A 19,560-nucleotide genomic window follows, 5' to 3' on the forward strand; every position below is an offset into this window, starting at 1 on the left:
TGCATGTCCTATCATTCGACTTTTGGCGCGGCAACCCGCTGGATCACCTCTCAGGTATCCGAGTTGGGGCATCCCGTCTCACCGTCAGCCGGTTCTCGACGCTCGCAACGCCGATCACGGATGCCGCCGCATCGCCGGCGCAGGCGACCTCCGCTTCGTTCGCGACTTCACCGGAAATAATGACGATTTCGCCAAGCGCCATCACCGAGATCCCGCTCGTATCGACCATGGCCGCATACTGGATGAAGCGCAGCACCTTGTCGGCGAGCGCATCGTCCGTCAGATGCGGATCGTCGTCTCTATGGGCGTAAACGGGCTTCTCTGGCGGCATGGCACCTTCCTCATGCTCTTCCGAACGCCTGCGCTCCGGGAAGGTTCCGTTCAAGAGGTGCCGCCGCCTCGCGCTTGCGATCCCTATGGGAACACGGTTATTGCTGGCAGTCCCATCCCAAGGCTCGCGCATGTCCGACATCTTCCAGAACGTCCTGCCCATCTTCATCCTGATCCTGGCCGGCTGGCTGCTGGTTCGGTCAGGCTATCTGAAACCGGCTGTCGGCGAGGCGCTCGGGGATTTCGTCTTTCGCGTCGCCGTTCCCGTTCTGCTGTTTCGCACGATTGCCGAGGCCGATTTCAAGGACGGTTCGCCCTGGCCGCTCTGGGTTGCCTATTTTTCCGGCGTCGCCGTCACCTGGACGGTCGGGCATCTGGCGGCAACGCTCATTTTCGGTCGCGACGCGCGCATGGGCGTGCTGGCCGGTGTCTCCTCCGCCTTCGCCAACACCGTGTTCATCGGCTTGCCGCTGGTCTCGCGCATCGTCGGGGAAGAGGGCATCGTCGCGATCTCCATCCTGCTCTCCGTCCATCTGCCGGTGATGATGATCGCCGGCACGCTGCTGATGGAGCGGGCCGAGCGCCGTGCAAGCGGCAAGCCAGGGCAACGCCCGCTGCAGCTTCTGGCCGGCGTCGGCCGCAACCTGGTGCGCAATCCGCTGGTCATCGGGCTTGCTTGCGGCGCGGCGTTTCATCTCATCGGTCAGCCGCTCGGCGGCCCGGTGAAGACCGTCGTTGACCAGCTTGCTTCGATGGCGGCACCGGCGGCGCTGATCTCGATCGGTATGGCGCTCGACAAGTACGGCCTTGCCGGCAATCTCGGCCTTGCTTCCTTCACGAGCTCGCTGAAGCTCCTCGTCATGCCCGGGGTGGTGTTCACCAGCTGCCACCTGCTTGGCCTCAACGACAACTGGACGACGGCGCTCGTGCTGACGTCGGCCGTGCCGACGGGTGTCAACGCCTGGCTGATCGCCAACCACTTCAACGTCGGCCATGCGCTCGCCTCGTCGACGATCACACTGACGACAGCACTCGGTGTCATCAGCGTTTCGATCTGGGCCTATCTGCTGGTGTGATTGCTTCGGAACGTCGGGAAAGTGTTTTCCTGCGAGAAGCGAAGTCTGCTCTATCGATTCGCGTGGATGTATCGCGTCGCGTGCCCCAAACGCAAAAGGCCCGGCGCGAGCCGGGCCTTTCGAATGGGTTGCTTCCAACCGCCAAAGCTTATTGCGCCGGTGCCGGCTGGCCTTCGGCAGGCTTGGCTTCCGTAGCCGGAGCGGCCTGGCCTTCAGCCGGCTTGGCTTCGGTTGCCGGAGTTTCGGCCGGCTTTGCGCCTTCGGCGCCAGCAGCCGGTGCCGCTTCGGCAGAGCCGCCAGCCGCATCCGGCAGCGGAGCCGGAGAATCGGCCTGCTCGCGCAGCCAGGCGATCAGGTTGGCGCGCTCATCCGGCTTCTTGACGCCGGCAAAGCCCATGGCGGTGCCCGGAACGTGCTTCTTCGGCGCTTCGATGAAGAAGCTCAGGTGGTCGTAATCCCAGACGACCTTGCTGCCTTCGGAGAAGGTCTTCATGCCGGCCGAGTAGCTGAAGCCTTCATGCGAGGCGATCGGACGGTTGACGAGGCCCCAGAGGTTCGGACCAACTTTGTTTGCGCCGCCCTTGTCGGCGGTGTGACAGCTCGCGCACTTCTTGAACACGGCTTCACCGGCAGAAGCATCGGCCTTGAGCAGCAGCGGCTTGATGTCGACTTCGACTTCTGCGGCGCCGCCGGCACCGGCTTCAGACGTGCCCTCTTCGGCAACGATCGTGAAGCCTTCCTTCTCGGGAGCCTCGGAGTGGAAAATGCCTTCCGATGCAATGGACACGGACATCAGAACGAAGACCGTCCCCAGAAAGGCACCCACGCCCATGTTCACATATGAATTCATCTGCAAACGCTCCCTTTGCCACCGGCGCAAACAAAAACCCGGCCTATCTTGAAATCGCGCGGAACCTATGTCTTTTGGCTCTGCGTTGCAACAGTGATTATCGGCCCCTAACTGAGACTTATTGACACTTTCAGCGGGGTTTTTGAAGGCCAGATCATGAATCGCGAAAATTCAGGTAAAGCCATCGTGCTCATTCCGGCGCGCATGGCCTCGACACGCCTGCCCGGAAAGCCACTCGCCGACATTTGCGGCCTCCCGATGATCGTCCAGGTGGCGAAACGCGCCAGCGAGGCGAATGTCGGTCGCGTCGTCGTCGCCGTCGACGACCAGCAGGTCTTCGACGTGGTTAGAGAGGCCGGCTTCGAGGCGATCATGACCCGCATCGACCACCAGTCCGGTTCCGACCGGATCTATGAAGCGCTGCAGAAGGCCGATCCGAATGACGAAGCGGAGATCGTCATCAACGTGCAGGGCGATCTGCCGACGGTCGAGCCGGCATCGATTCGTGCCGCGCTGAACCCGCTTGAAGACGCAGACACCGATATCGCCACGCTGACGGTGGCGATCACCGACGAGAGCGAGAAGACCAACCCGAACATCGTCAAGGTCGTCGGCGCGCCGCTGAGCGACAGGCGCCTGCGCGCACTCTATTTCACCCGTGCCACCGCACCTTACGGTCAGGGCCCGCTCTATCATCACATCGGCCTCTATGCCTATCGCCGCCCGGCGCTGGAGCGCTTCGTCTCGCTTCAGCCCTCGACGCTGGAGCGTCGCGAATCGCTCGAGCAGTTGCGCGCGCTCGAAGCTGGCATGCGCATCGATGTCGAGATCGTCGATTCGGTTCCGCTCGGCGTCGATACGCCGGTGGAGCTGGAAAAAGCCCGCCGTATCCTTTCCGCCCGCCATCCCGAATAAGCCTGAGAAGGAAGCTATCGTGACCGTCAAGACCAACAGGATTTCCTTCCAGGGCGACTACGGCGCCAATTCCGACATGGCCTGCCGCGACATGTTTCCGTCGATGGAACCGCTGCCCTGCCAGACCTTCGAGGATGCTTTCGTCGCCGTCGAGAACGGTGACGCCGATCTCGCGATGATCCCGATCGAGAACACGATCGCCGGCCGCGTCGCCGATATCCATCACCTCCTGCCGGAATCGCGCCTGCACATCGTCGGCGAATATTTCATGCCGATCCGTTTCCAGCTGATGGTGCTGCCCGGCGTTACCCGTGACGAAATCCGCACCGTGCACAGCCACATCCACGCGCTCGGCCAGTGCCGCAAGATCGTGCGTTCCAATGGCTGGAAGCCGGTCGTCGCCGGTGATACGGCGGGTGCCGCAAAGCTCGTCTCCGAGAAGGGCGATCGCTCGATGGCAGCGCTTGCACCAAGGCTTGCCGCCGATCTCTACGGTCTGGAGATCATCGCCGAGAACGTTGAGGATACCGAAAGCAACGTCACCCGCTTCGTCGTGCTGTCCCGTGAAGAGCAGCGAATCGCGCGCACCAATGACGACGAACTGATCATCACCACCTTCGTCTTCAACGTCCGCAACATTCCGGCCGCTCTCTACAAGGCCATGGGCGGTTTCGCGACCAACGGCATCAACATGACGAAGCTCGAGAGCTATCAGCTCGGCGGCAGGTTTGTGGCCACGCAGTTCTATGCCGATATCGAAGGACATCCGGATGATGTCGGCGTGCGCCATGCCATGGACGAGCTGCGCTTCTTCTCCGAAAAGGTCCGCATCCTCGGCACCTACAAGGCGCATCCCATGCGTGGCGTGCTCTGAGCAGGAAAGCCTGGCGCCACAAGACGAAATCCAAAGCTCAGCGAAATGGAGGTCCGGTCGATACGGACCTCCAATCCCTGTTTGATGTGAGGTGCTGCTGCTGCAAATCGGACGCCGCGATACGATCATGCCAGATTTTCCCATTGCGAATTGACGGGGCAGCTGCCTGAATTTCGATCGACGGTGAAACCTTTGGTTGTTTGTCGCCGCCTGCCGCGCAGGCCTGCTTTGCATCTGGCTAACATGTTCCGGCTACGCATAAAGGGCCGTCCAAAGGGAACTCGCTCGAATTTCCCGCGAGAATCATTGGCTTTGCAACTGAACTGCCACCGAAGAAAGTGGCAAAAATTCGTTAACCGGCTACGCGTCTGACGCATGCCTAGTTTGCAATCGCGGCGGTACACATATTTTAGGCAAATGCCTACTTAACGCCCGTTCAAGTATGGAGTGTTAAAGATGAAGATCCGTCAGAAGATCATGGAATATGCGAAGACCCGCCGTGCAATCCGCGAGCTGAACGCTCTCGACGACCACGCACTGAGCGACATCGGTCTGTCCCGTTCGCAGATCCAGGCTGCCGTTTACGGCCGCTAATCGCGCCATTCGCGCATCCCGTCGCGTCTGCATGTTTCCTTTGATCGTTCCGATCAAAGGATAAAAACATGCAGCAATGTAAGTGCTACAGCGACCTTTGCACGTCTACTAAGACGTGCGGCGCTGTAGGGCTGGCGGGATGCGCGCCGCTGCCTCCCGATCATGAATCGTAGAGGCAGACGCGCAGCCGGTGACCATCCGGATCGAGCGCGACGAAGGTCGGACCGAAATCCATCTCGGTCAAATCCTGCACAATCCGCAGCCCTTCCGCCTTCCATTTCTCATAATGCGCGCGCACCGCGCTCTCGTCTTCCACCATGAAAGCCAGCTCCGATCGGTGGCCTGACGCTGTCGGCTCCGGCGCGACCGTATGTTCGGCCCACAGCCCAAGCGTGAAGCCCCCAGGCAGTTCGAAGGATGAGAAGGTCTGATATTCGACCCGCGGCTGCTGTTCGAGCACTTTGCGGTAGAACGCCACGCTCGCCAGCGGGTCTTTGACGTAGAGAACGATGAGATTTGCCTTGGCCATGCTGTTTCCTCCTTGTTGCGGGAGTTGCAGGCTAGGCGCGGGCGCTGCCAACTTCTGTCAGCATGGCGCGGAGATCAGCCGTGTCAGGAGCCGACCGTCTGGCGCTTGGATGCGCCGATGTCCTGGCTCGCGCGCCAGTCCTTCATCAGTACCTGGCGGCGGCGTGGGTAACGCGCGTCGGTCACTGTCATCTGCTGCATGCGGTCGGCGCGAAAATGCCGGAAGTCCAGGCGCAGTTCGCACCACGCCATGACCATGCGGACATTTTCGAAGAAGCCGAGCGCGAAGGGCCATATGGTCCGTTGCGTTGCGGTGCCATCGTTGTCGACGTAGTCGAGTTCCACCTTGCGCTCGTTGCGGATCGCGCGCCTCAGCGCGGCGATGTCGATGCCGTTGGTGGCGGGCGGGCTCGGTCCGACGAGCAGGGTCGAGCTGTCCAGTTCCTCGCGAAGCTCAGCTGGAAGCACCGCGGCGATCTTGGCAAGGGCGTTTGCTGCCGCGCCTGCGAGATCGTCGTCGGTGCGCTTGGAGACCCAGCGCGATCCGAGCACCAGTGCCTCGATTTCCTCCGCGGAGAACATCATCGGTGGCAGCATGAAGCCGGGCTTCAGCACATAGCCGAGCCCCGGCTCGCCCTCTATATGGGCGCCCTGGGCTTGCAGGCTGGCGATATCGCGATAGAGCGTTCTGAGGCTGACGCCGGTTTCTTCCGCCAGCCGCTGGCCGCTCACCGGCTGGCGGTAGCGCCGGAGCACCTGCAGAAGATCCAGCAGCCGTTCGGAGCGGGACACGGTCGGCCCTCCTCGTAACCCGTCGCCCTCAGGCGCGCTCGGCCCAGGCGAGCCAGTCGCGCATCAGTTGATGCGCGATCGCGCCCTTTGGCGGCGGAATATGCTCGTCGCCGGTGTTGGCAACGCCGGTCGAACGTTCGAGCATCGCGATCGTTTCCTCACGCGTGAACCAGCGCACGTCCTCGAGTTCCTGCTCGTCGCGCTTGATGACGGTCGATTTCGCCTCGGCATAACAGCCGATCATCAGCGTGTGTGGCATCGGCCAGGGCTGCGAGGCATGGTAGCGCACCCGGCCCACATGGATGCCGGACTCCTCGTGCGTTTCCCGGCGCACGGCATTTTCGATCGTCTCGCCCGGCTCGACGAAGCCGGCAAGGCAGGAATACATGCCAGGCGCGAAATGCGGGCTGCGGCCAAGCAGGCAGAGGTCGCGCTCAAGGTCGATCGTCATCATGATGACGACCGGATCGGTCCGAGGGAACACCATATGGCCGCAGGCGGTGCAGACGCGTCGATAGCCGCCGGCCTTGCCTTCCATCGGCCCGGCGCAGCGGCCGCAGAAGCGGTTGTTGGCGTTCCAGGTAATCAGGCTCGAGGCTTGCGCGAACTGGCCAAGCAGTTCCTCCGGCAGCATCTGCTGCCGGTAGAGCGTGCGGCCATCGGCGATCTTGAAGGGCTCAGCGATCGTCTCTTCGGTCAGGCCCGTCGGCACGGCAAGCCGTGGCTCGCCGTTCGGCAGGTAGCCTAGCAGGATGGTCTCGTCGAGCACCGGCTCGAGCCCTTCGAGTTCGTAAGGGGCAAACAGCGGGTCGATGATCTTCTCGTCGTGCTTGACGATCAGCTTCGGACCCGAGAAGGCCAGGAAATGGGCGCCAGGGTGCTTGAGCGCGAGCTCGACGCAATCGTCGCCGCGGTGCTCCGACTGGCGGTCCAGGTGGTTTTCGGAAAAGGCGACGAGAGTGCTTGGCTCCGGATGCGGGCTACGAAGGTCAAAGATCGATTTCGTCATGTTCAGAGGTTTTCCAGAATGCGCGCTGCGAAGTCCTGATGTTCTTTCTCGTCCCACGGCTCCGACTTGCCGAAGCCCCAGACCGGCCCCGGCCAGTTCGGGTCGCCGTCGTTGCGGGCGATGATATGCACATGTAGCTGCCGAACGATATTGCCCAATGCGCCGACATTGATCTTTTGAGCGCCGGTGACCTTCTTCAGGGCCGTTGCAGCCATCGTCGTCTCGAAGGTCAGCATCGTCTGGTCGAGTGGGGTCAGGTCGAAGATTTCCGAAATGCCTTCACGCTGCGGAATGAGCACGAGCCAGGGCCAGCGGCGGTCGTTCATCAGCCGCATCTGGCAAAGCCCGATCGAGGCGATCGGGATGCCGTCGCGTTCGAGCCGCTCGTCGAGGGTGAAGGTCGTCAAGTGGTTCTCCTCGGCCATGGATTACGGATTCGCCTTGTTTTGCATATCGATATCAGTTTTTTGATGGCTTGGCTTGCATTTGCTTTCGATATTGCCGATATGGAAGCCGGGAGGTTGGTGGTGGACGAGCCACTCGCCAACCGGGTCAGGTCCGGAAGGAAGCAGCCCCAACGAGCTCCGGCACGGGTCATCGTGCCAGCCTCCCACCTTTTCCGTCCTGTCGGGACAAGAGTTCGAACAGCGGCAGGGTCGATGAGCGACGACACGTCCATTTCATCCGTTGAGAAACCAGCCGCCTACCGTGTTCTGGCGCGCAAGTATCGCCCCAAGGACTTCTCCGACCTGATGGTCGGCCAGGAGCCGATGGTACGCACGCTCACCAACGCTTTTGATACTGGGCGCATTGCGCAGGCCTATATGCTGACCGGGGTGCGAGGCGTCGGCAAGACCACCACCGCCCGCATCCTTGCCCGCGCGCTGAACTACAAGACACCTGAGATCGACAGGCCGACGATCGACCTGCGTGTGCCGGGCGAGCATTGCCAGGCGATCATGGATGGCCGCCATGTCGACGTCATCGAAATGGACGCCGCCTCGCATACCGGTATCGATGACATCAGAGAGATCATCGAGCAGGTCCGCTACCGTCCCGTATCGGCGCGCTACAAAGTCTACATCATCGACGAAGTGCACATGCTCTCGAACCAGGCCTTCAACGGCCTGTTGAAGACGCTCGAAGAGCCGCCGGAGCATGTGAAGTTCATCTTCGCGACAACAGAAATCCGCAAGGTTCCGATCACGGTTCTGTCGCGCTGCCAGCGCTTCGATCTGCGTCGCATCAGCGCCTCTGATCTCGTTGGCCTGTTTTCGACGATCCTCGGCAAGGAAGGCGTTTCCTTCGATCCGGAGGCGCTTGCGATGGTCGCCCGTGCTGCCGAAGGCTCGGCGCGCGACGGCCTGTCGCTGCTCGACCAGGCGATTGCCCACGGCGGCGGCGCGGTCGAGGTCGAGACCGTGCGCTCGATGCTCGGCCTTGCAGACCGCGCCCGCATCGTCGATCTCTTTGACCATGTCGTCAAAGGCGACGTCGCGGCAGCACTCCAGGAATTTACCGCGCAATACGAGGCCGGCGCCAATCCGACGGTTGTTCTGACCGACCTTGCCGATTTCACCCATCTTGTCACCCGCATGAAATATGTGCCGGAGGCGATCAACGATCAATCGCTGAGCGAGATCGAGCGCACCCGCGGTGCCGTCTTCGCCGAAACGGTTGCGGTCACGGCGCTGTCGCGCATCTGGCAAATGCTGCTCAAGGGCATCCCGGAAGCCGAAAGTTCGTCGCGTCCGGCAGGCGCTGCCGAAATGGTGCTGATCCGGCTGGCGCATGCCGCGCATCTGCCGGCGCCGGAAGAGGCTGCGCGGCGCGTGCTTGAGCTTGCCGGCGGTGAAGGCGGGGGCGCCCGCCCGGGCCCGATCGGCGGCAATGGCGGCGGCGCGCAGGCTTCCGCTTCAGGTTCGATTTCAGCGCAGGCCACCCAGGTGATGCCGGTGCAGCGCCCGACGAGCAATGGCGCGACCATGTTGCGCGCCGTACCGGATGCAGCACCCCAGGCGGTCACAGTTGGTCGTATCGAGGAGCGGCCCTCCGTAGCCCCGGCCGCCAAGCCGCAGCCGTCGGTGCCGGTCAACTCGATCGCAGACATTGCCGAACTTTGCGCCAAGAACCGCGACATCAAGCTGAAGACGCTGGTGCGGGGCTTCCTGCGCCTCGTGCATATCGAACCCGGCCGTCTCGACGTCAACGTGTCCGACGACGCACCGAAGACACTGCTCGGCGAGGTGGCGGTCAAGCTCAAGGAATGGACCGGCATCCATTGGATCGTCAGCTACAGCCGCGAGGCCGGCGAGCCGACGCTGATCGAGGCCGAACAGCGGGCGCAGGAACAGCGCGTCAACGACGCACGCCAGGACCCGGACGTTGCCGCCATTCTCGCCCGATTCCCGGGTGCGAAGATCACCGACGTGCGCATTCGCGCCGTCGAGGAAGAGACCGAGAGCGTTGCTCCGGCCACAGCCGAATCCGCCGATGGCGATATCGTCCCTGGCGACGACATCGAATAGTCCCGTCTGCGAGCAGAAACAGATAAACAGGAGACGACGATGCGCGACATCATGGGGATGATGGGCAAGGTCAAGGAAATGCAGGCCAAGATGGAGAAGATGCAGGCGGAGATCGCCGCACTCGAAGTCGACGGCTCTTCCGGCGGTGGTCTGGTGACCGTTCGCCTCGATGGCAAGGGCACCCTCAAGAGCCTGAAGATCGACCCCTCACTCTTCAAGGAAGATGACGTCGAGATTCTCGAGGACCTGATCGTTGCGGCTCACAAGGACGCCAAGGACAAGGCCGAAGCGGTCCAGGCGGAAAAGACCCGCGAACTGACCGCCGGCCTGCCGATCCCGCCCGGCATGAAGCTGCCGTTCTGACCAGCTTGAAAGAGTTGGAGCGGGGTTCGGGCGGATAACCGCACGCATTGTCCTCATTCCGCTCTATTGATCGGGCGCCGGTGGCGTGTCCAGCCGCGGCGGGTTCGCCCCGCGCGGATTGGTATCCATGCTGGCGGTGATCCTGAGATCCACCTTCTGGCTGGACGCTGGAGGAATGGGGCGCCGATCGAGTTCGGCGCCTATGGCTGCGAGCTTCTGGGCAAGCGCGTTCAGCGCCATACGATCAGCCTTTGTAACGCCGACGAGGCCGGTCGGATCGTATTGCGTGAGGATCGCCGGATAGTCGATCCGGCGCTCAGTCGCCGGTTCCATGTAGCGATTGGACAGCTTGCGCAGCGACTCTGAAAGTGTCGGCAGCATCGTCATCGCTCGACGCCATCGATGTTCGTTGAAATCGAAATTCTTGAGCACGACGTCGCCGGCCTTGCCGCCGAGGGTGCTGAGGAACTTCACGGTTTCCCCATCCATGTCGAGATTGAGCCCGCCTTCCTTGGCGTCATCGAGCCTGACTTCGACGATACGTTCGCTGTAGCCATGCAACTGGCATTGCAGCGTGTCCTGCCAGTTGCGGGCGGTATCGAGGATCGCCGCAACGAAGGCGAAAAGTCCCTCGACCGGATGGACCGGCGTCGCTTTGCCTTCGGCGGTGCGGCGCGGCAGGTGCACGCGGCTGCCACCCGATCCATCCTCATCCTCTCCATGACGTCTCGGATCATAACTCGCCAGCGAAATACCGAAGGTCGGGCGACCGGGCAGCAGTCCGTCGAACAGATGGATCGGGAAATTGCTGGTGATGCCGCCATCGGAAAACAGGCAGCGGATGTGGGTCGAGGGGTCGCGCCGCGCCGCCGCGCGCAGGGAATAGTCGTAGCGATAGAGTGGAACGCCGCGGATCAAACCGGGGAAGCTCAGACTCATGCGGGCGATGATCGCCACCGGCAGCTTCTTTGCCGGCGGCAGCTGGTAGAAGTCCCGTACGCCGTCCGGCCCCACGATGTCGCGAGGTTTGCTCTCCTTCAGGAGGTAGCTCATGATCGACGGCGGAAACAGCCTCTCGAATTCCGACTTGCGGTAATTGTGCACCCGGTCGCCAAAGGGCAGTTCGTAAGGCCGCCGCGAAGAGAGATCGGTGGTGACGCTCCTCAGTGTGATATCGTAGCGATCGAGATCGCCGATCGTCAAAGGCCGCGCTTCTCCGTCGGGGCGAACCGGCCCGGCAAGCGCTTCGATCCGCTCCGCGATCCAGTTGGTGAAGGCCGGTTTCCTCGCGCCCGGCTGGGTCAGGCCGCTGCATAGGCCAAAGTCGTGGGCCGGCAGCACCACCGCAACGGCGCGATAGAGCTGATAGATCAGCATGGCAATCGCGCCGATCAGGACGACGAGCGCCCCCAGGAGGCCAAGCGCCCAGTCGCGCGCGGCAATGCCGGCGACGATCAGCGCAAGGCCGGGGAGGGCGGCAAGAAGCAACGCCAGGTGAAAAACCCGGAGGGCCTCAAGGGCCGCCGCCACCACCTTGCTTCCCGGCGTTCGCACCATCGCCATCCCGATGCGAAAGAGCGGCGCTGTTTCCGCCGATGGCTGGAAGAAGGTCGGAAGATTGGCGGCCAGCTCTGCCGGCATCGTATCGATCAGCGCGAAGCCGGCGTTTTTTTCGTCCGCCGTTGCGGCACTCTGGCGTCGGTATTCGGCGGCCGCTGTCATGACGGCGGCGATTGCCCCGGCCGATGTGCCACCGATATGCATGAAGCGGTAGCGCGTTGCGAGTTCGGTGATGGCGCGCGGGAAGACGACTCCTGAGGCGATGCCGCCTTTCATGATCAGATCGCATTCATCGCTGGGGGCTGCGTAGCGGAAAGGCGTATCGCTCATCGGAGCCTCCATCTGCTGAAATCAACAATAGATTGCACCCGGCTCGTTTGCACGCCAATTCGCAATCGCCGCCCAACGCCCGGTGTCGTCTTCGCAAATCCGTGCTAGCTTCCCTGTCGGAAAAGGAGGCTGCTGATGACGCTCACGTCCCTGCTTGTCTTTGCCGGTGCATTGCTGGTTGCTGCCGGTTCGCCAGGTCCAAGTGTCGCCGCACTGGTTGCCCGCGTGCTCGCGAAGGGCGCACGCGACGTCATGCCTTTCCTTGTGGCGCTCTGGATCGGCGAGGCCATCTGGCTCTCATTCGCCGTCGCCGGTCTTGCGGCGATTGCCGAAAGCTTTCATCTGCTCTTCCTCGCGATCAAATGGCTGGGCGTCGGCTACCTGTTCTATCTCGCCTGGAAGATGTGGTCGGTCGAGCCGGACATATCAGGTGATGACCTGCCGCAGTCGCGCTCGGCCGCAAAGCTCTTCTTCGCCGGCATCACCGTCACGCTCGGCAATCCCAAGGTGATGATGTTCTATGTCGCGCTGCTGCCGTCGATCATCGACCTCGGTTCGGTGAGCGTTGTCGGTTGGGTGGAGCTGGTCGCGACCATGCTGGTCGTGCTCGTGGTCGTCGATTTCGGCTGGGTGGTTATGGCCACCAAGGCCCGCACGTTCCTGAAGAGCCGCCGCGCCGTACGCATCGCCAACCGGACGAGTGCGGCGACGATCGCTGGTGCCGCCGTGGCGATCGCCACGCGGTAGCGGCCTCTGACGGTATCGTCACAGCGCTCTCTCGAAGACGATTCCGTTTAGGGCCGATATGGGCTAAAAGCGCGGCATGGCAAAACGAGTCACCGGCCCCGAAATCGAAAAACTCATCCAGCTCCTGGCAAAGGTCCCGGGGCTCGGGCCGCGTTCGGCACGCCGCGCCGCCCTCCATCTCGTCAAGAAGAAGGACCAGTTGCTGGGGCCGCTCGCCGATGCGATGGGAGAGGCGCACCGCAAGGTCCGGATCTGCTCCTGCTGCGGCAATGTCGATACGATCGATCCCTGCACCGTATGTTCCGACGAACGTCGCGACCAGTCGGTGATCATCGTCGTTGAGGACGTCTCCGACCTCTGGGCGCTGGAGCGCGCCGGGGCGATGAACGCGGCTTACCATGTGCTCGGCGGCACGCTTTCGCCGCTCGACGGCGTCGGGCCAGATGACCTCAATATCAAGGGGCTCGTGCAGCGTGTCGCCAATGGCGGAGTGCGCGAGTTGATCATCGCCGTCAACGCCACCGTCGAGGGCCAGACCACCGCGCACTACATCACCGACCAGCTCGAGGGCATGGAGGTGAAGATCACCCGGCTTGCCCACGGCGTGCCTGTTGGTGGCGAACTCGACTATCTCGACGAAGGCACGCTGGCTGCCGCACTTCGCGCGCGCACGTCGATCTGAACCGCATCTTCGAGCGGTGCAATCCAACCGATAGGGAAGCCTTATGCTGAGACTTCTGGCATTTTCGACCTTGCTGTTCTGCAGTTGGCTGGGATTTGCCCATGCCGCGACCAAGGCGGATGTGGAGGCACAATTCCGCACCTGGCTACAGAACGATCTCTGGCCGGAAGCGCAGAAGGCTGGCATTTCTGCCGGTTCGTTCAAGGCAGCTTTCGCAGAGGTGAAGCTCAACTGGGACCTGCCGGACCTGGCGCCTCCCGGTTTCCCGAAGCCGAAAGAACAGAAGCAGAGCCAGGCGGAGTTCTCCTCGCCCGGCAGCTATTTCTCGGAGAAACGCCTTCAGGGGTTGGCGGCGACCGGTCGCAGCCTTGCCTCCACCCATGCGTCGACCCTGAAGAAGATCGAGCGCACCTATGGCGTTCCCGGTTCGGTTGTCGTGGCGATCTGGGGGCGTGAATCCGGCTTCGGCCGTGCCAAGATCCCCTATCCGGTCGTTGATGTGCTGGCGACCAAGGCCTTCATGTCGACGCGGCCCGACCTTTTCCGGCGCGAACTGATCGCGGCGTTGCACATTCTCGACAGCGGTGATGTCGACGAGGCGGCGATGCGCGGCTCCTGGGCCGGCGCCATGGGCCAGCCGCAGTTCATGCCGTCGAGCTTCCTGCAATACGCCGTCGATTTCGACGGTGACGGTCGCCGCGACATCTGGAATTCGGTGCCGGATAGCCTGGCCTCGATCGCCAACTATCTCGTCAAGAAGGGCTGGCAACGTGGTCGCGACTGGGGCTTCGAGGTGTCGATCCCCGAAGCGGTCTCCTGCGCCCAGGAAGGGCCGGATCTCGCCCAACCTCTGTCGAGCTGGGCGAACAAGGGCATCACGCGGATTTCCGGCAAGGCCTTCCCGTCGCACGAACTGTCGGCGTCCTCGATGATGCTGGTGCCGGCCGGCCGGCACGGGCCGGAATTCATCGTCACGCCGAACTTCTATGTGCTCAAGGAATACAACAACTCTGACCTCTACGCCCTCTTCATCGGCAATCTCGCCGATCGCATTGCCACCGGTGGCGGCGCCTTCCGCGGGAGCTGGGGCGATGTCGGCAACATGCTGCGCTCCGATGTTCTTGCCATGCAGAAGGCGCTCGTCGCCAAGGGCTACGATGTCGGCAAGGTCGATGGCCTCCCCGGCTACAAGACACGCCGCTCGCTCGGCGACTGGCAGGCAAAGAGTGGCCTTGCCGCGACCTGCTTCCCCGATGCCTCCTTGAAGGCGAAGTTGCGCTAAGAAAAGTTCCTGCCAAAGGCATCCGGGGTCCAGCGCTGGACCGCAAAACGAAAGAGGCCCTGCAATGCAGGGCCTCTTTTCCGTTGTCGCGGTTGGTTTGGGCGGCCCTGACCACGGCACTAGTGCATGTCCACGTTCACCTGGCGCTTGTAGCGCTCGTAGTGCGTCGGCACGATCGTCTGGCGTTCGATCATGCGGTGCACGCGCGGTGGCGCTGCACCGCTGTGCAGCGCCGTGAGCTTGTCGCCGACGGCGGCGTCGGCCTGGGTGCGGCGCTGGTTGTGGCGCACATACTCGACCCAGGTCGGCACGTGGTAGGTCTCGGTCCAGGTCGTCGGGTTCTCGAGATCGCGCATCAGTGCCCAGTGTCCGGCGCCGTCGCGGATGCGGATGCGCCGACGCTCTGCCATGGTCGTCAGGAACTCGGGGATATCGTCGTCGGCGATCTCGTAGTCGATCATGATGACGATCGGCCCGCTGCGGGGCTTCAGATCCAGTTCGAGCGGCGGTTCGTTGAAGCGGTTGAGCGGATCGAGATTGAGCGAGGTGAATTCCGGCAAGGGCAGCCGGAAGCCGACCACGACGCCGGCGAACATCAGCAGACAGGAGCCCATCAGCGCATTGGCCGCGCCATATTGTTCTGCCGCCGTACCCCAGAGCCAGCTGCCGCCGGCAATGCCGCCGAAGGTCATCGTCTGGTAGAGCGACAATGCCCGGCCAACGACCCAGCGCGGCGTCGAAAGCTGCACGGTCGTGTTGAAGAGCGACAGCGCCAGCACCCAGCAGGCGCCGGAGACAAGCAGCGCCAGACAGCTCAAGACGGCATAGGGGCTGAAGGCGGTAATCGCGGCGCTTGCGGCAAAACCGGTGAAGGCGATGCGCACGATCGCCTCGCTCGAAAGTTTCTCTCGAAGTCGCGCACTGAGCAGCGCCCCGCCGATCGCGCCGAGGCCGAAGGCGCCGAGCATCAGGCCGTAGGTAAGCGGCCCGCCCTGGACGAGGTCGCGGGCGACGAGCGGCAGCAGCGCGAGGATCGCACTGGCCGAAAGGCCAAAGAGGAAGCCGCGCAACAGCACCTTGCCGATGTTCGGCGACATCGCGACATAGCGCAGGCCCGCTGAGATGGCGCGGCCCAGCGTCTCGCGCGGCAGGGTGTTCGTCGGCACGTCCCGCCGCCAGCGCACCAGTGCGAATAGGATCGCGAAATAGCTGAGCGTGTTGGCGAAGAAGGCAGCCGCAGCACCGGCCGCGGCAACGATCGCGCCGCCGATCGCGGGACCGACGCTGCGGGTGATGTTAAAGCCCATGCTGTTGAGCGCCACTGCCGCCGGCAGGTCGTCACGCGGGACCATGTCGCCGACCGAGGCCTGCCAGGACGGGTTGTTGAGTGCCGTGCCGCAGCCAATGAGGAAGGTGAAGAGCAGAAGCAGCCAGGGCGTGATCAGCCCGACATAGGCGCAGATTGTCAGAAGTGCCGAGACGAACAGCATGAAACACTGCGCCACCAGCATGATCCGCCGCCGATCGAAATTGTCGGCAAGCGCACCGGAGACCAGCGAGAACAGCATGATCGGCAGCGAGGTCGATGCCTGCACCAGCGCCACCATGTTCGCCGAAGAGGAGATCGAGGTCATCAGCCAGGCGGCGCCGACCGATTGGATGAGGCCGCCGAAGTTGGAGGCGAGGCTCGCGATCCAGATCGTGCGGAAAATGTCGTGCTTGAAGGGGGCAAGCGGCGAAATACGGGTGGGCACCTCGTCTTCTCTCTTCGTTGTTGATTGTCGTCTCGAAGCGGTTCGCTTCCTCTTATAGGCCTGACAACGCGAAGTGCCACCCGCTGAAACTGACCTTGTTGCGATGGGGGTCGGGCGGCAGGAGGCTCGCGGCATTTGCCGAAGGTGGCCCAACGCCTTGCAATTTGCGGCGATGGGGCGTATATGAGCCTCAAATTCTTGATCGGTAGATGAAGAGTGGGCCCGTCAGGACCCGCTCTTTTTTATTAGCCGGTCCGATGAGGAGATGATCGTTTGTCCGATACGACAACGGCTGAAAATGCAAATGAACCGCGCCTGATCACCGAAACCGGTCTCGACCAGCGCATCGCCGACATCATCGAGCCGGTTATCGTGCCGATGGGCTATCGCCTGGTGCGCGTGCGCATGTCTGGCCAGAACGGCCTGACGCTGCAGATCATGGCCGAGCGCAACGATGGCACCATGACCGTCGAGGACTGCGAAGAGATCTCCAAGGCCATTTCGCCGGTGCTCGATGTGGAAGATCCGATCGACAAGGCGTATCATCTCGAAGTGTCGTCGGCCGGCATCGACCGCCCGATGGTGCGCAAGTCCGATTTCTTCCGCTGGCAGGGTCATCTGCTGAAATGCGAGACGTCGGTCCTGGTCGATGGCCGCAAGCGGTTCCGCGGCAAGATCGTTTCTGTCGATGACGATGGTTTCCGGCTTGAGCGCGACCAGCCTGCCTATGGCGAGGAACCTGTTGTCGTGATCCCGTTCACCACGCTTTCCGAAGCGCGGCTGATCCTGACCGACGATCTGATCCGTGACGCGCTGACGGCCGACAAGAAGGCCAAGGCTGAGCGTGCAGCGAACGAGAATTTCGAAGACGAAGATTCACCTATTGAGGAATAAGTCGGGCGGAGCGTGAAGCCCCCTGCAACCCAACGGAGACAAGACATGGCAGTCAGTGCTAACCGGCTCGAGCTTCTGCAGATCGCGGATGCCGTTGCGCGTGAAAAGGTGATCGACCGCGAGATCGTTCTGGCCGCAATGGCCGATGCGATCCAGAAGGCCGCCCGCTCGCGCTATGGGTCGGAATCGAACATCCGCGCCGACATCAACTCGAAGACCGGTGAAATCCGCCTGCAGCGTCTTCTTGAAGTGGTCGAGAAGGCTGACGACTACTCCACGCAGATCCCGCTCGAGCTTGCTCGCGATCGCAATCCGGACGCCAAGCTCGGCGATTTCATCGCCGACCCGCTGCCGCCGATGGATTTCGGCCGCATCGCCGCTCAATCGGCCAAGCAGGTCATCGTGCAGAAGGTTCGCGAAGCCGAGCGTGATCGCCAGTTCGACGAATTCAAGGATCGCGTCGGAGAGATCGTCAACGGCACGGTCAAGCGCGTCGAATACGGCAACGTCATCGTCGACCTCGGCCGTGGCGAAGGCATCATCCGCCGCGACGAGATGATCCCGCGCGAAAACATGCGCTACGGCGACCGCGTCCGCGCCTTCGTCTACGACGTGCGCCGCGAACAGCGTGGCCCGCAGATCTTCCTGTCGCGTACCCATCCGCAGTTCATGGTGAAGCTCTTCACCATGGAAGTACCGGAAATCTACGACGGCATCATCCAGATCAAGTCGGTTGCCCGTGACCCGGGTTCGCGCGCCAAGATCGCTGTTGTCTCGAACGACTCGTCGATCGACCCGGTCGGCGCCTGCGTCGGTATGCGCGGTTCGCGCGTTCAGGCCGTCGTCGGCGAACTGCAGGGCGAAAAGATCGACATCATTCCGTGGTCACAGGATCCGGCATCGTTCATCGTCAACGCGCTGCAGCCGGCGGAAGTGGCCAAGGTCGTTCTCGACGAAGATGCGGAGCGCATCGAAGTGGTCGTTCCGGACGAGCAGCTTTCGCTCGCCATCGGCCGCCGCGGCCAGAACGTTCGTCTCGCTTCGCAGCTGACCGGTTGGGATATCGACATCCTCACCGAGCAGGAAGAGAGCGAGCGTCGTCAGAAGGAATTCACCGAGCGCACCAACCTGTTCATGGACGCGCTCGATGTCGACGAGATGGTCGGCCAGGTTCTGGCATCCGAAGGCTTTGCCGCCGTCGAGGAGCTTGCCTATGTCGATCTCGACGAAATCGCATCGATCGACGGCTTCGACGAGGAGACCGCGACCGAAATCCAGACCCGTGCGCGCGAGTTCCTCGACAAGCTCGAGGCGGAAATGGACGCCAAGCGCAAGGAACTCGGCGTTGCCGACGAACTGCGCTCGATCGAAGGCCTGACCAGCCAGATGCTCGTCGCACTCGGCGAAGAAGGCATCAAGACGATCGAGGACTTTGCCGGCTGCGCCGCTGACGACCTCGTCGGCTGGAGCGAACGCAAGGACGGCGAAACCAAGCGCTTCGAGGGCACCTTCTCGAAGTTCGACGTTTCGCGCGCCGAAGCCGAAACCATGATCGTTCAGGCCCGCCTCGCGGCCGGCTGGATCACGGAAGAGGATCTGGCAAGCGATGAGGCCGACGGCGAAGAGCCGATCGACGTTGCCGAAGGCGCCGAGCAGGACGCTTAAGGACAATGACCGCCTCTGATGATGCCGACAGCCTGCCTTCGGAGACCCTGCCCTTGGATGCAGGCCCGAAGGATCGGAGCGGCAGCACGCGGACCTGCATCGTCACCCGCGAAAGCGGTTCGCCCGACGAGTTGATCCGCTTCGTTGCCGGGCCCGACGGCCGCGTCGTTCCCGATCTGAAGCGTCAGCTTCCGGGGCGCGGCTGCTGGGTGAAGGCCGAGCGTGTGCTTATCGAAAAGGCGGTGGCGAAGAAGTTCTTCGCCCGCGCCCTCAAGGCGGACGTCAAGGCCGACGCGACGCTCGCCGACGACGTTGACCGGCTGCTCTGCGAGCAGTTGGCCGGCATGATGAACATGGCGCGCAAGGCGGCCCAGTTCATCTCCGGTGCGACGAAGACGGAGCAGGCCGTACGCGGTCTTGCAGCGCTTGCCGTGTTCCATGCGGCCGATGCTGCAGCCGACGGCGTGCGCAAGATAGACCAGGCCCGCAAGGCGATGAGCTTCGTGGCCGACGACGAAATGGAAATACCTTCGTTCCGTCCCTTCACCGGGGCGGAAATGGAGGGCCTTTTAGGAAGTAATGCTTTTATCCATGCCGCAGCGCTTGCAGGGCAGGCGGGTGAGGGTGTAGTGAAGCGCGCAATCATGCTCGAAAAGTACCGAGGATCCGTCCCGGTCCGGGCCGACGGCGGCGCTGGCAAGCCACAGCAATGACCCGCGTCACCGGCACAGTCCGGCATCGCGTACATTGTTTGAGACAAATTGGAAGACAGGGTCAGGTGATACGC

General features: G+C 62.7%; 20 protein-coding genes and 1 other RNA gene. 13 read left to right on the forward strand and 8 right to left on the reverse strand.

The window, feature by feature from the left end; all coding sequences use genetic code 11:
- Positions 1-43: 43 nt before the first annotated feature.
- Positions 44-331 carry a BON domain-containing protein gene (locus tag PWG15_RS19325; RefSeq protein ID WP_275022178.1) on the reverse strand — a complete coding sequence of 96 codons (288 nt, stop codon included), beginning with the start codon at positions 329-331 and terminating at the stop codon, positions 44-46.
- 130 nt (positions 332-461) lie between these two features.
- Here PWG15_RS19325 and PWG15_RS19330 point away from each other — a divergent pair, with 130 nt between their 5' ends.
- A complete protein-coding gene (locus PWG15_RS19330) occupies positions 462-1,406 on the forward strand; it encodes an AEC family transporter (RefSeq protein ID WP_275022179.1) in 945 nt (314 codons plus the stop codon).
- A 148-nt stretch (positions 1,407-1,554) separates the two neighbouring features.
- Here the strand turns inward: PWG15_RS19330 and PWG15_RS19335 are convergent, their stop codons facing one another.
- Positions 1,555-2,256, reverse strand: a complete 702-nt coding sequence (locus tag PWG15_RS19335; RefSeq protein WP_275022180.1) for a c-type cytochrome — start codon at positions 2,254-2,256, stop codon at positions 1,555-1,557.
- A gap of 156 nt (positions 2,257-2,412) precedes the next feature.
- Here PWG15_RS19335 and PWG15_RS19340 point away from each other — a divergent pair, with 156 nt between their 5' ends.
- The 3 genes from PWG15_RS19340 to PWG15_RS19350 all read left to right on the forward strand — a co-directional run bounded on the left by PWG15_RS19340 (position 2,413) and on the right by PWG15_RS19350 (position 4,639).
- Positions 2,413-3,171, forward strand: coding sequence for a 3-deoxy-manno-octulosonate cytidylyltransferase (locus PWG15_RS19340; protein ID WP_275022181.1), 759 nt, complete (start codon positions 2,413-2,415; stop codon positions 3,169-3,171).
- Between the two features lie 19 nt (positions 3,172-3,190).
- Positions 3,191-4,045 (forward strand): prephenate dehydratase, encoded by an 855-nt coding sequence (locus PWG15_RS19345; RefSeq protein WP_275022182.1) that lies wholly within the window; start codon positions 3,191-3,193, stop codon positions 4,043-4,045.
- Between the two features lie 456 nt (positions 4,046-4,501).
- Complete coding sequence (locus PWG15_RS19350; protein ID WP_064817013.1) at positions 4,502-4,639, forward strand: DUF1127 domain-containing protein; 138 nt, start codon at positions 4,502-4,504, stop codon at positions 4,637-4,639.
- A gap of 160 nt (positions 4,640-4,799) precedes the next feature.
- Here the strand turns inward: PWG15_RS19350 and PWG15_RS19355 are convergent, their stop codons facing one another.
- From PWG15_RS19355 to PWG15_RS19370, 4 genes are all read right to left on the reverse strand, one after another.
- Complete coding sequence (locus PWG15_RS19355) at positions 4,800-5,168, reverse strand: VOC family protein (RefSeq protein ID WP_275022183.1); 369 nt, start codon at positions 5,166-5,168, stop codon at positions 4,800-4,802.
- A gap of 83 nt (positions 5,169-5,251) precedes the next feature.
- Entirely contained in the window at positions 5,252-5,959 is a 708-nt protein-coding gene (locus PWG15_RS19360; protein WP_275022184.1) for a helix-turn-helix transcriptional regulator, read from the reverse strand.
- 28 nt (positions 5,960-5,987) lie between these two features.
- Entirely contained in the window at positions 5,988-6,968 is a 981-nt protein-coding gene (gene nudC, locus PWG15_RS19365) for an NAD(+) diphosphatase (RefSeq protein ID WP_275022185.1), read from the reverse strand.
- Positions 6,969-6,970: 2 nt separating this feature from the next.
- Positions 6,971-7,375, reverse strand: coding sequence for an HIT family protein (locus PWG15_RS19370; protein ID WP_275022186.1), 405 nt, complete (start codon positions 7,373-7,375; stop codon positions 6,971-6,973).
- Between the two features lie 109 nt (positions 7,376-7,484).
- On the opposite strand from PWG15_RS19370, the gene ffs reads away from it, so the two are divergent.
- The 3 genes from ffs to PWG15_RS19385 all read left to right on the forward strand — a co-directional run bounded on the left by ffs (position 7,485) and on the right by PWG15_RS19385 (position 9,859).
- An RNA gene (ffs, locus tag PWG15_RS19375) (signal recognition particle sRNA small type) lies at positions 7,485-7,582 on the forward strand.
- 45 nt (positions 7,583-7,627) lie between these two features.
- Positions 7,628-9,496 carry a DNA polymerase III subunit gamma/tau gene (locus PWG15_RS19380; RefSeq protein ID WP_275022187.1) on the forward strand — a complete coding sequence of 623 codons (1,869 nt, stop codon included), beginning with the start codon at positions 7,628-7,630 and terminating at the stop codon, positions 9,494-9,496.
- A gap of 39 nt (positions 9,497-9,535) precedes the next feature.
- Complete coding sequence (locus PWG15_RS19385; protein WP_275022188.1) at positions 9,536-9,859, forward strand: YbaB/EbfC family nucleoid-associated protein; 324 nt, start codon at positions 9,536-9,538, stop codon at positions 9,857-9,859.
- 63 nt (positions 9,860-9,922) lie between these two features.
- Here the strand turns inward: PWG15_RS19385 and PWG15_RS19390 are convergent, their stop codons facing one another.
- Positions 9,923-11,749, reverse strand: a complete 1,827-nt coding sequence (locus tag PWG15_RS19390) for a patatin-like phospholipase domain-containing protein (protein WP_275022189.1) — start codon at positions 11,747-11,749, stop codon at positions 9,923-9,925.
- A gap of 135 nt (positions 11,750-11,884) precedes the next feature.
- Here PWG15_RS19390 and PWG15_RS19395 point away from each other — a divergent pair, with 135 nt between their 5' ends.
- From PWG15_RS19395 to PWG15_RS19405, 3 genes are all read left to right on the forward strand, one after another.
- Positions 11,885-12,496, forward strand: a complete 612-nt coding sequence (locus PWG15_RS19395) for a LysE family translocator (RefSeq protein ID WP_275022190.1) — start codon at positions 11,885-11,887, stop codon at positions 12,494-12,496.
- A gap of 76 nt (positions 12,497-12,572) precedes the next feature.
- Positions 12,573-13,178, forward strand: coding sequence for a recombination mediator RecR (recR, locus tag PWG15_RS19400; RefSeq protein WP_113538848.1), 606 nt, complete (start codon positions 12,573-12,575; stop codon positions 13,176-13,178).
- 43 nt (positions 13,179-13,221) lie between these two features.
- On the forward strand, positions 13,222-14,460 hold the full coding sequence (locus PWG15_RS19405; protein ID WP_275022191.1) for a lytic murein transglycosylase: 1,239 nt from the start codon (positions 13,222-13,224) through the stop codon (positions 14,458-14,460).
- Positions 14,461-14,579: 119 nt separating this feature from the next.
- Here PWG15_RS19405 and PWG15_RS19410 read toward each other — a convergent pair whose 3' ends face one another.
- Positions 14,580-16,319 (reverse strand): MFS transporter, encoded by a 1,740-nt coding sequence (locus PWG15_RS19410; RefSeq protein WP_425536766.1) that lies wholly within the window; start codon positions 16,317-16,319, stop codon positions 14,580-14,582.
- Between the two features lie 168 nt (positions 16,320-16,487).
- Between PWG15_RS19410 and rimP the strand changes: the two genes are divergently transcribed.
- Genes rimP through PWG15_RS19425 form a run of 3 tightly spaced genes read left to right on the forward strand, consistent with a single transcriptional unit; the run spans position 16,488 to position 19,486 of the window.
- The gene (gene rimP / locus PWG15_RS19415) at positions 16,488-17,108 is read left to right on the forward strand and encodes a ribosome maturation factor RimP (protein WP_113538851.1); all 621 of its coding nucleotides are present in this window, start codon (positions 16,488-16,490) and stop codon (positions 17,106-17,108) included.
- Between the two features lie 45 nt (positions 17,109-17,153).
- Positions 17,154-18,773 carry a transcription termination factor NusA gene (gene nusA / locus PWG15_RS19420; RefSeq protein WP_275022193.1) on the forward strand — a complete coding sequence of 540 codons (1,620 nt, stop codon included), beginning with the start codon at positions 17,154-17,156 and terminating at the stop codon, positions 18,771-18,773.
- 5 nt (positions 18,774-18,778) lie between these two features.
- Positions 18,779-19,486 (forward strand): RNA-binding protein, encoded by a 708-nt coding sequence (locus PWG15_RS19425; protein WP_275022194.1) that lies wholly within the window; start codon positions 18,779-18,781, stop codon positions 19,484-19,486.
- Positions 19,487-19,560 lie beyond the last annotated feature (74 nt).

Origin of the sequence: Ensifer adhaerens (assembly GCF_028993555.1) — a bacterium.
GTDB lineage: Bacteria > Pseudomonadota > Alphaproteobacteria > Rhizobiales > Rhizobiaceae > Ensifer > Ensifer adhaerens_I.

Excerpts from the sequence above, each read along its gene's own strand:
- PWG15_RS19325 (WP_275022178.1), bottom strand. The coding sequence starts at position 331 with ATGCCGCCAGAGAAGCCCGTTTACGCCCATAGAGACGACGATCCGCAT.
- PWG15_RS19330 (WP_275022179.1), top strand. The coding sequence starts at position 462 with ATGTCCGACATCTTCCAGAACGTCCTGCCCATCTTCATCCTGATCCTG.
- PWG15_RS19335 (WP_275022180.1), bottom strand. The coding sequence starts at position 2,256 with ATGAATTCATATGTGAACATGGGCGTGGGTGCCTTTCTGGGGACGGTC.
- PWG15_RS19340 (WP_275022181.1), top strand. The coding sequence starts at position 2,413 with ATGAATCGCGAAAATTCAGGTAAAGCCATCGTGCTCATTCCGGCGCGC.
- PWG15_RS19350 (WP_064817013.1), top strand. The coding sequence starts at position 4,502 with ATGAAGATCCGTCAGAAGATCATGGAATATGCGAAGACCCGCCGTGCA.
- PWG15_RS19355 (WP_275022183.1), bottom strand. The coding sequence starts at position 5,168 with ATGGCCAAGGCAAATCTCATCGTTCTCTACGTCAAAGACCCGCTGGCG.
- nudC (WP_275022185.1), bottom strand. The coding sequence starts at position 6,968 with ATGACGAAATCGATCTTTGACCTTCGTAGCCCGCATCCGGAGCCAAGC.
- PWG15_RS19380 (WP_275022187.1), top strand. The coding sequence starts at position 7,628 with ATGAGCGACGACACGTCCATTTCATCCGTTGAGAAACCAGCCGCCTAC.
- PWG15_RS19385 (WP_275022188.1), top strand. The coding sequence starts at position 9,536 with ATGCGCGACATCATGGGGATGATGGGCAAGGTCAAGGAAATGCAGGCC.
- PWG15_RS19390 (WP_275022189.1), bottom strand. The coding sequence starts at position 11,749 with ATGAGCGATACGCCTTTCCGCTACGCAGCCCCCAGCGATGAATGCGAT.
- PWG15_RS19395 (WP_275022190.1), top strand. The coding sequence starts at position 11,885 with ATGACGCTCACGTCCCTGCTTGTCTTTGCCGGTGCATTGCTGGTTGCT.
- recR (WP_113538848.1), top strand. The coding sequence starts at position 12,573 with ATGGCAAAACGAGTCACCGGCCCCGAAATCGAAAAACTCATCCAGCTC.
- PWG15_RS19405 (WP_275022191.1), top strand. The coding sequence starts at position 13,222 with ATGCTGAGACTTCTGGCATTTTCGACCTTGCTGTTCTGCAGTTGGCTG.
- nusA (WP_275022193.1), top strand. The coding sequence starts at position 17,154 with ATGGCAGTCAGTGCTAACCGGCTCGAGCTTCTGCAGATCGCGGATGCC.
- PWG15_RS19425 (WP_275022194.1), top strand. The coding sequence starts at position 18,779 with ATGACCGCCTCTGATGATGCCGACAGCCTGCCTTCGGAGACCCTGCCC.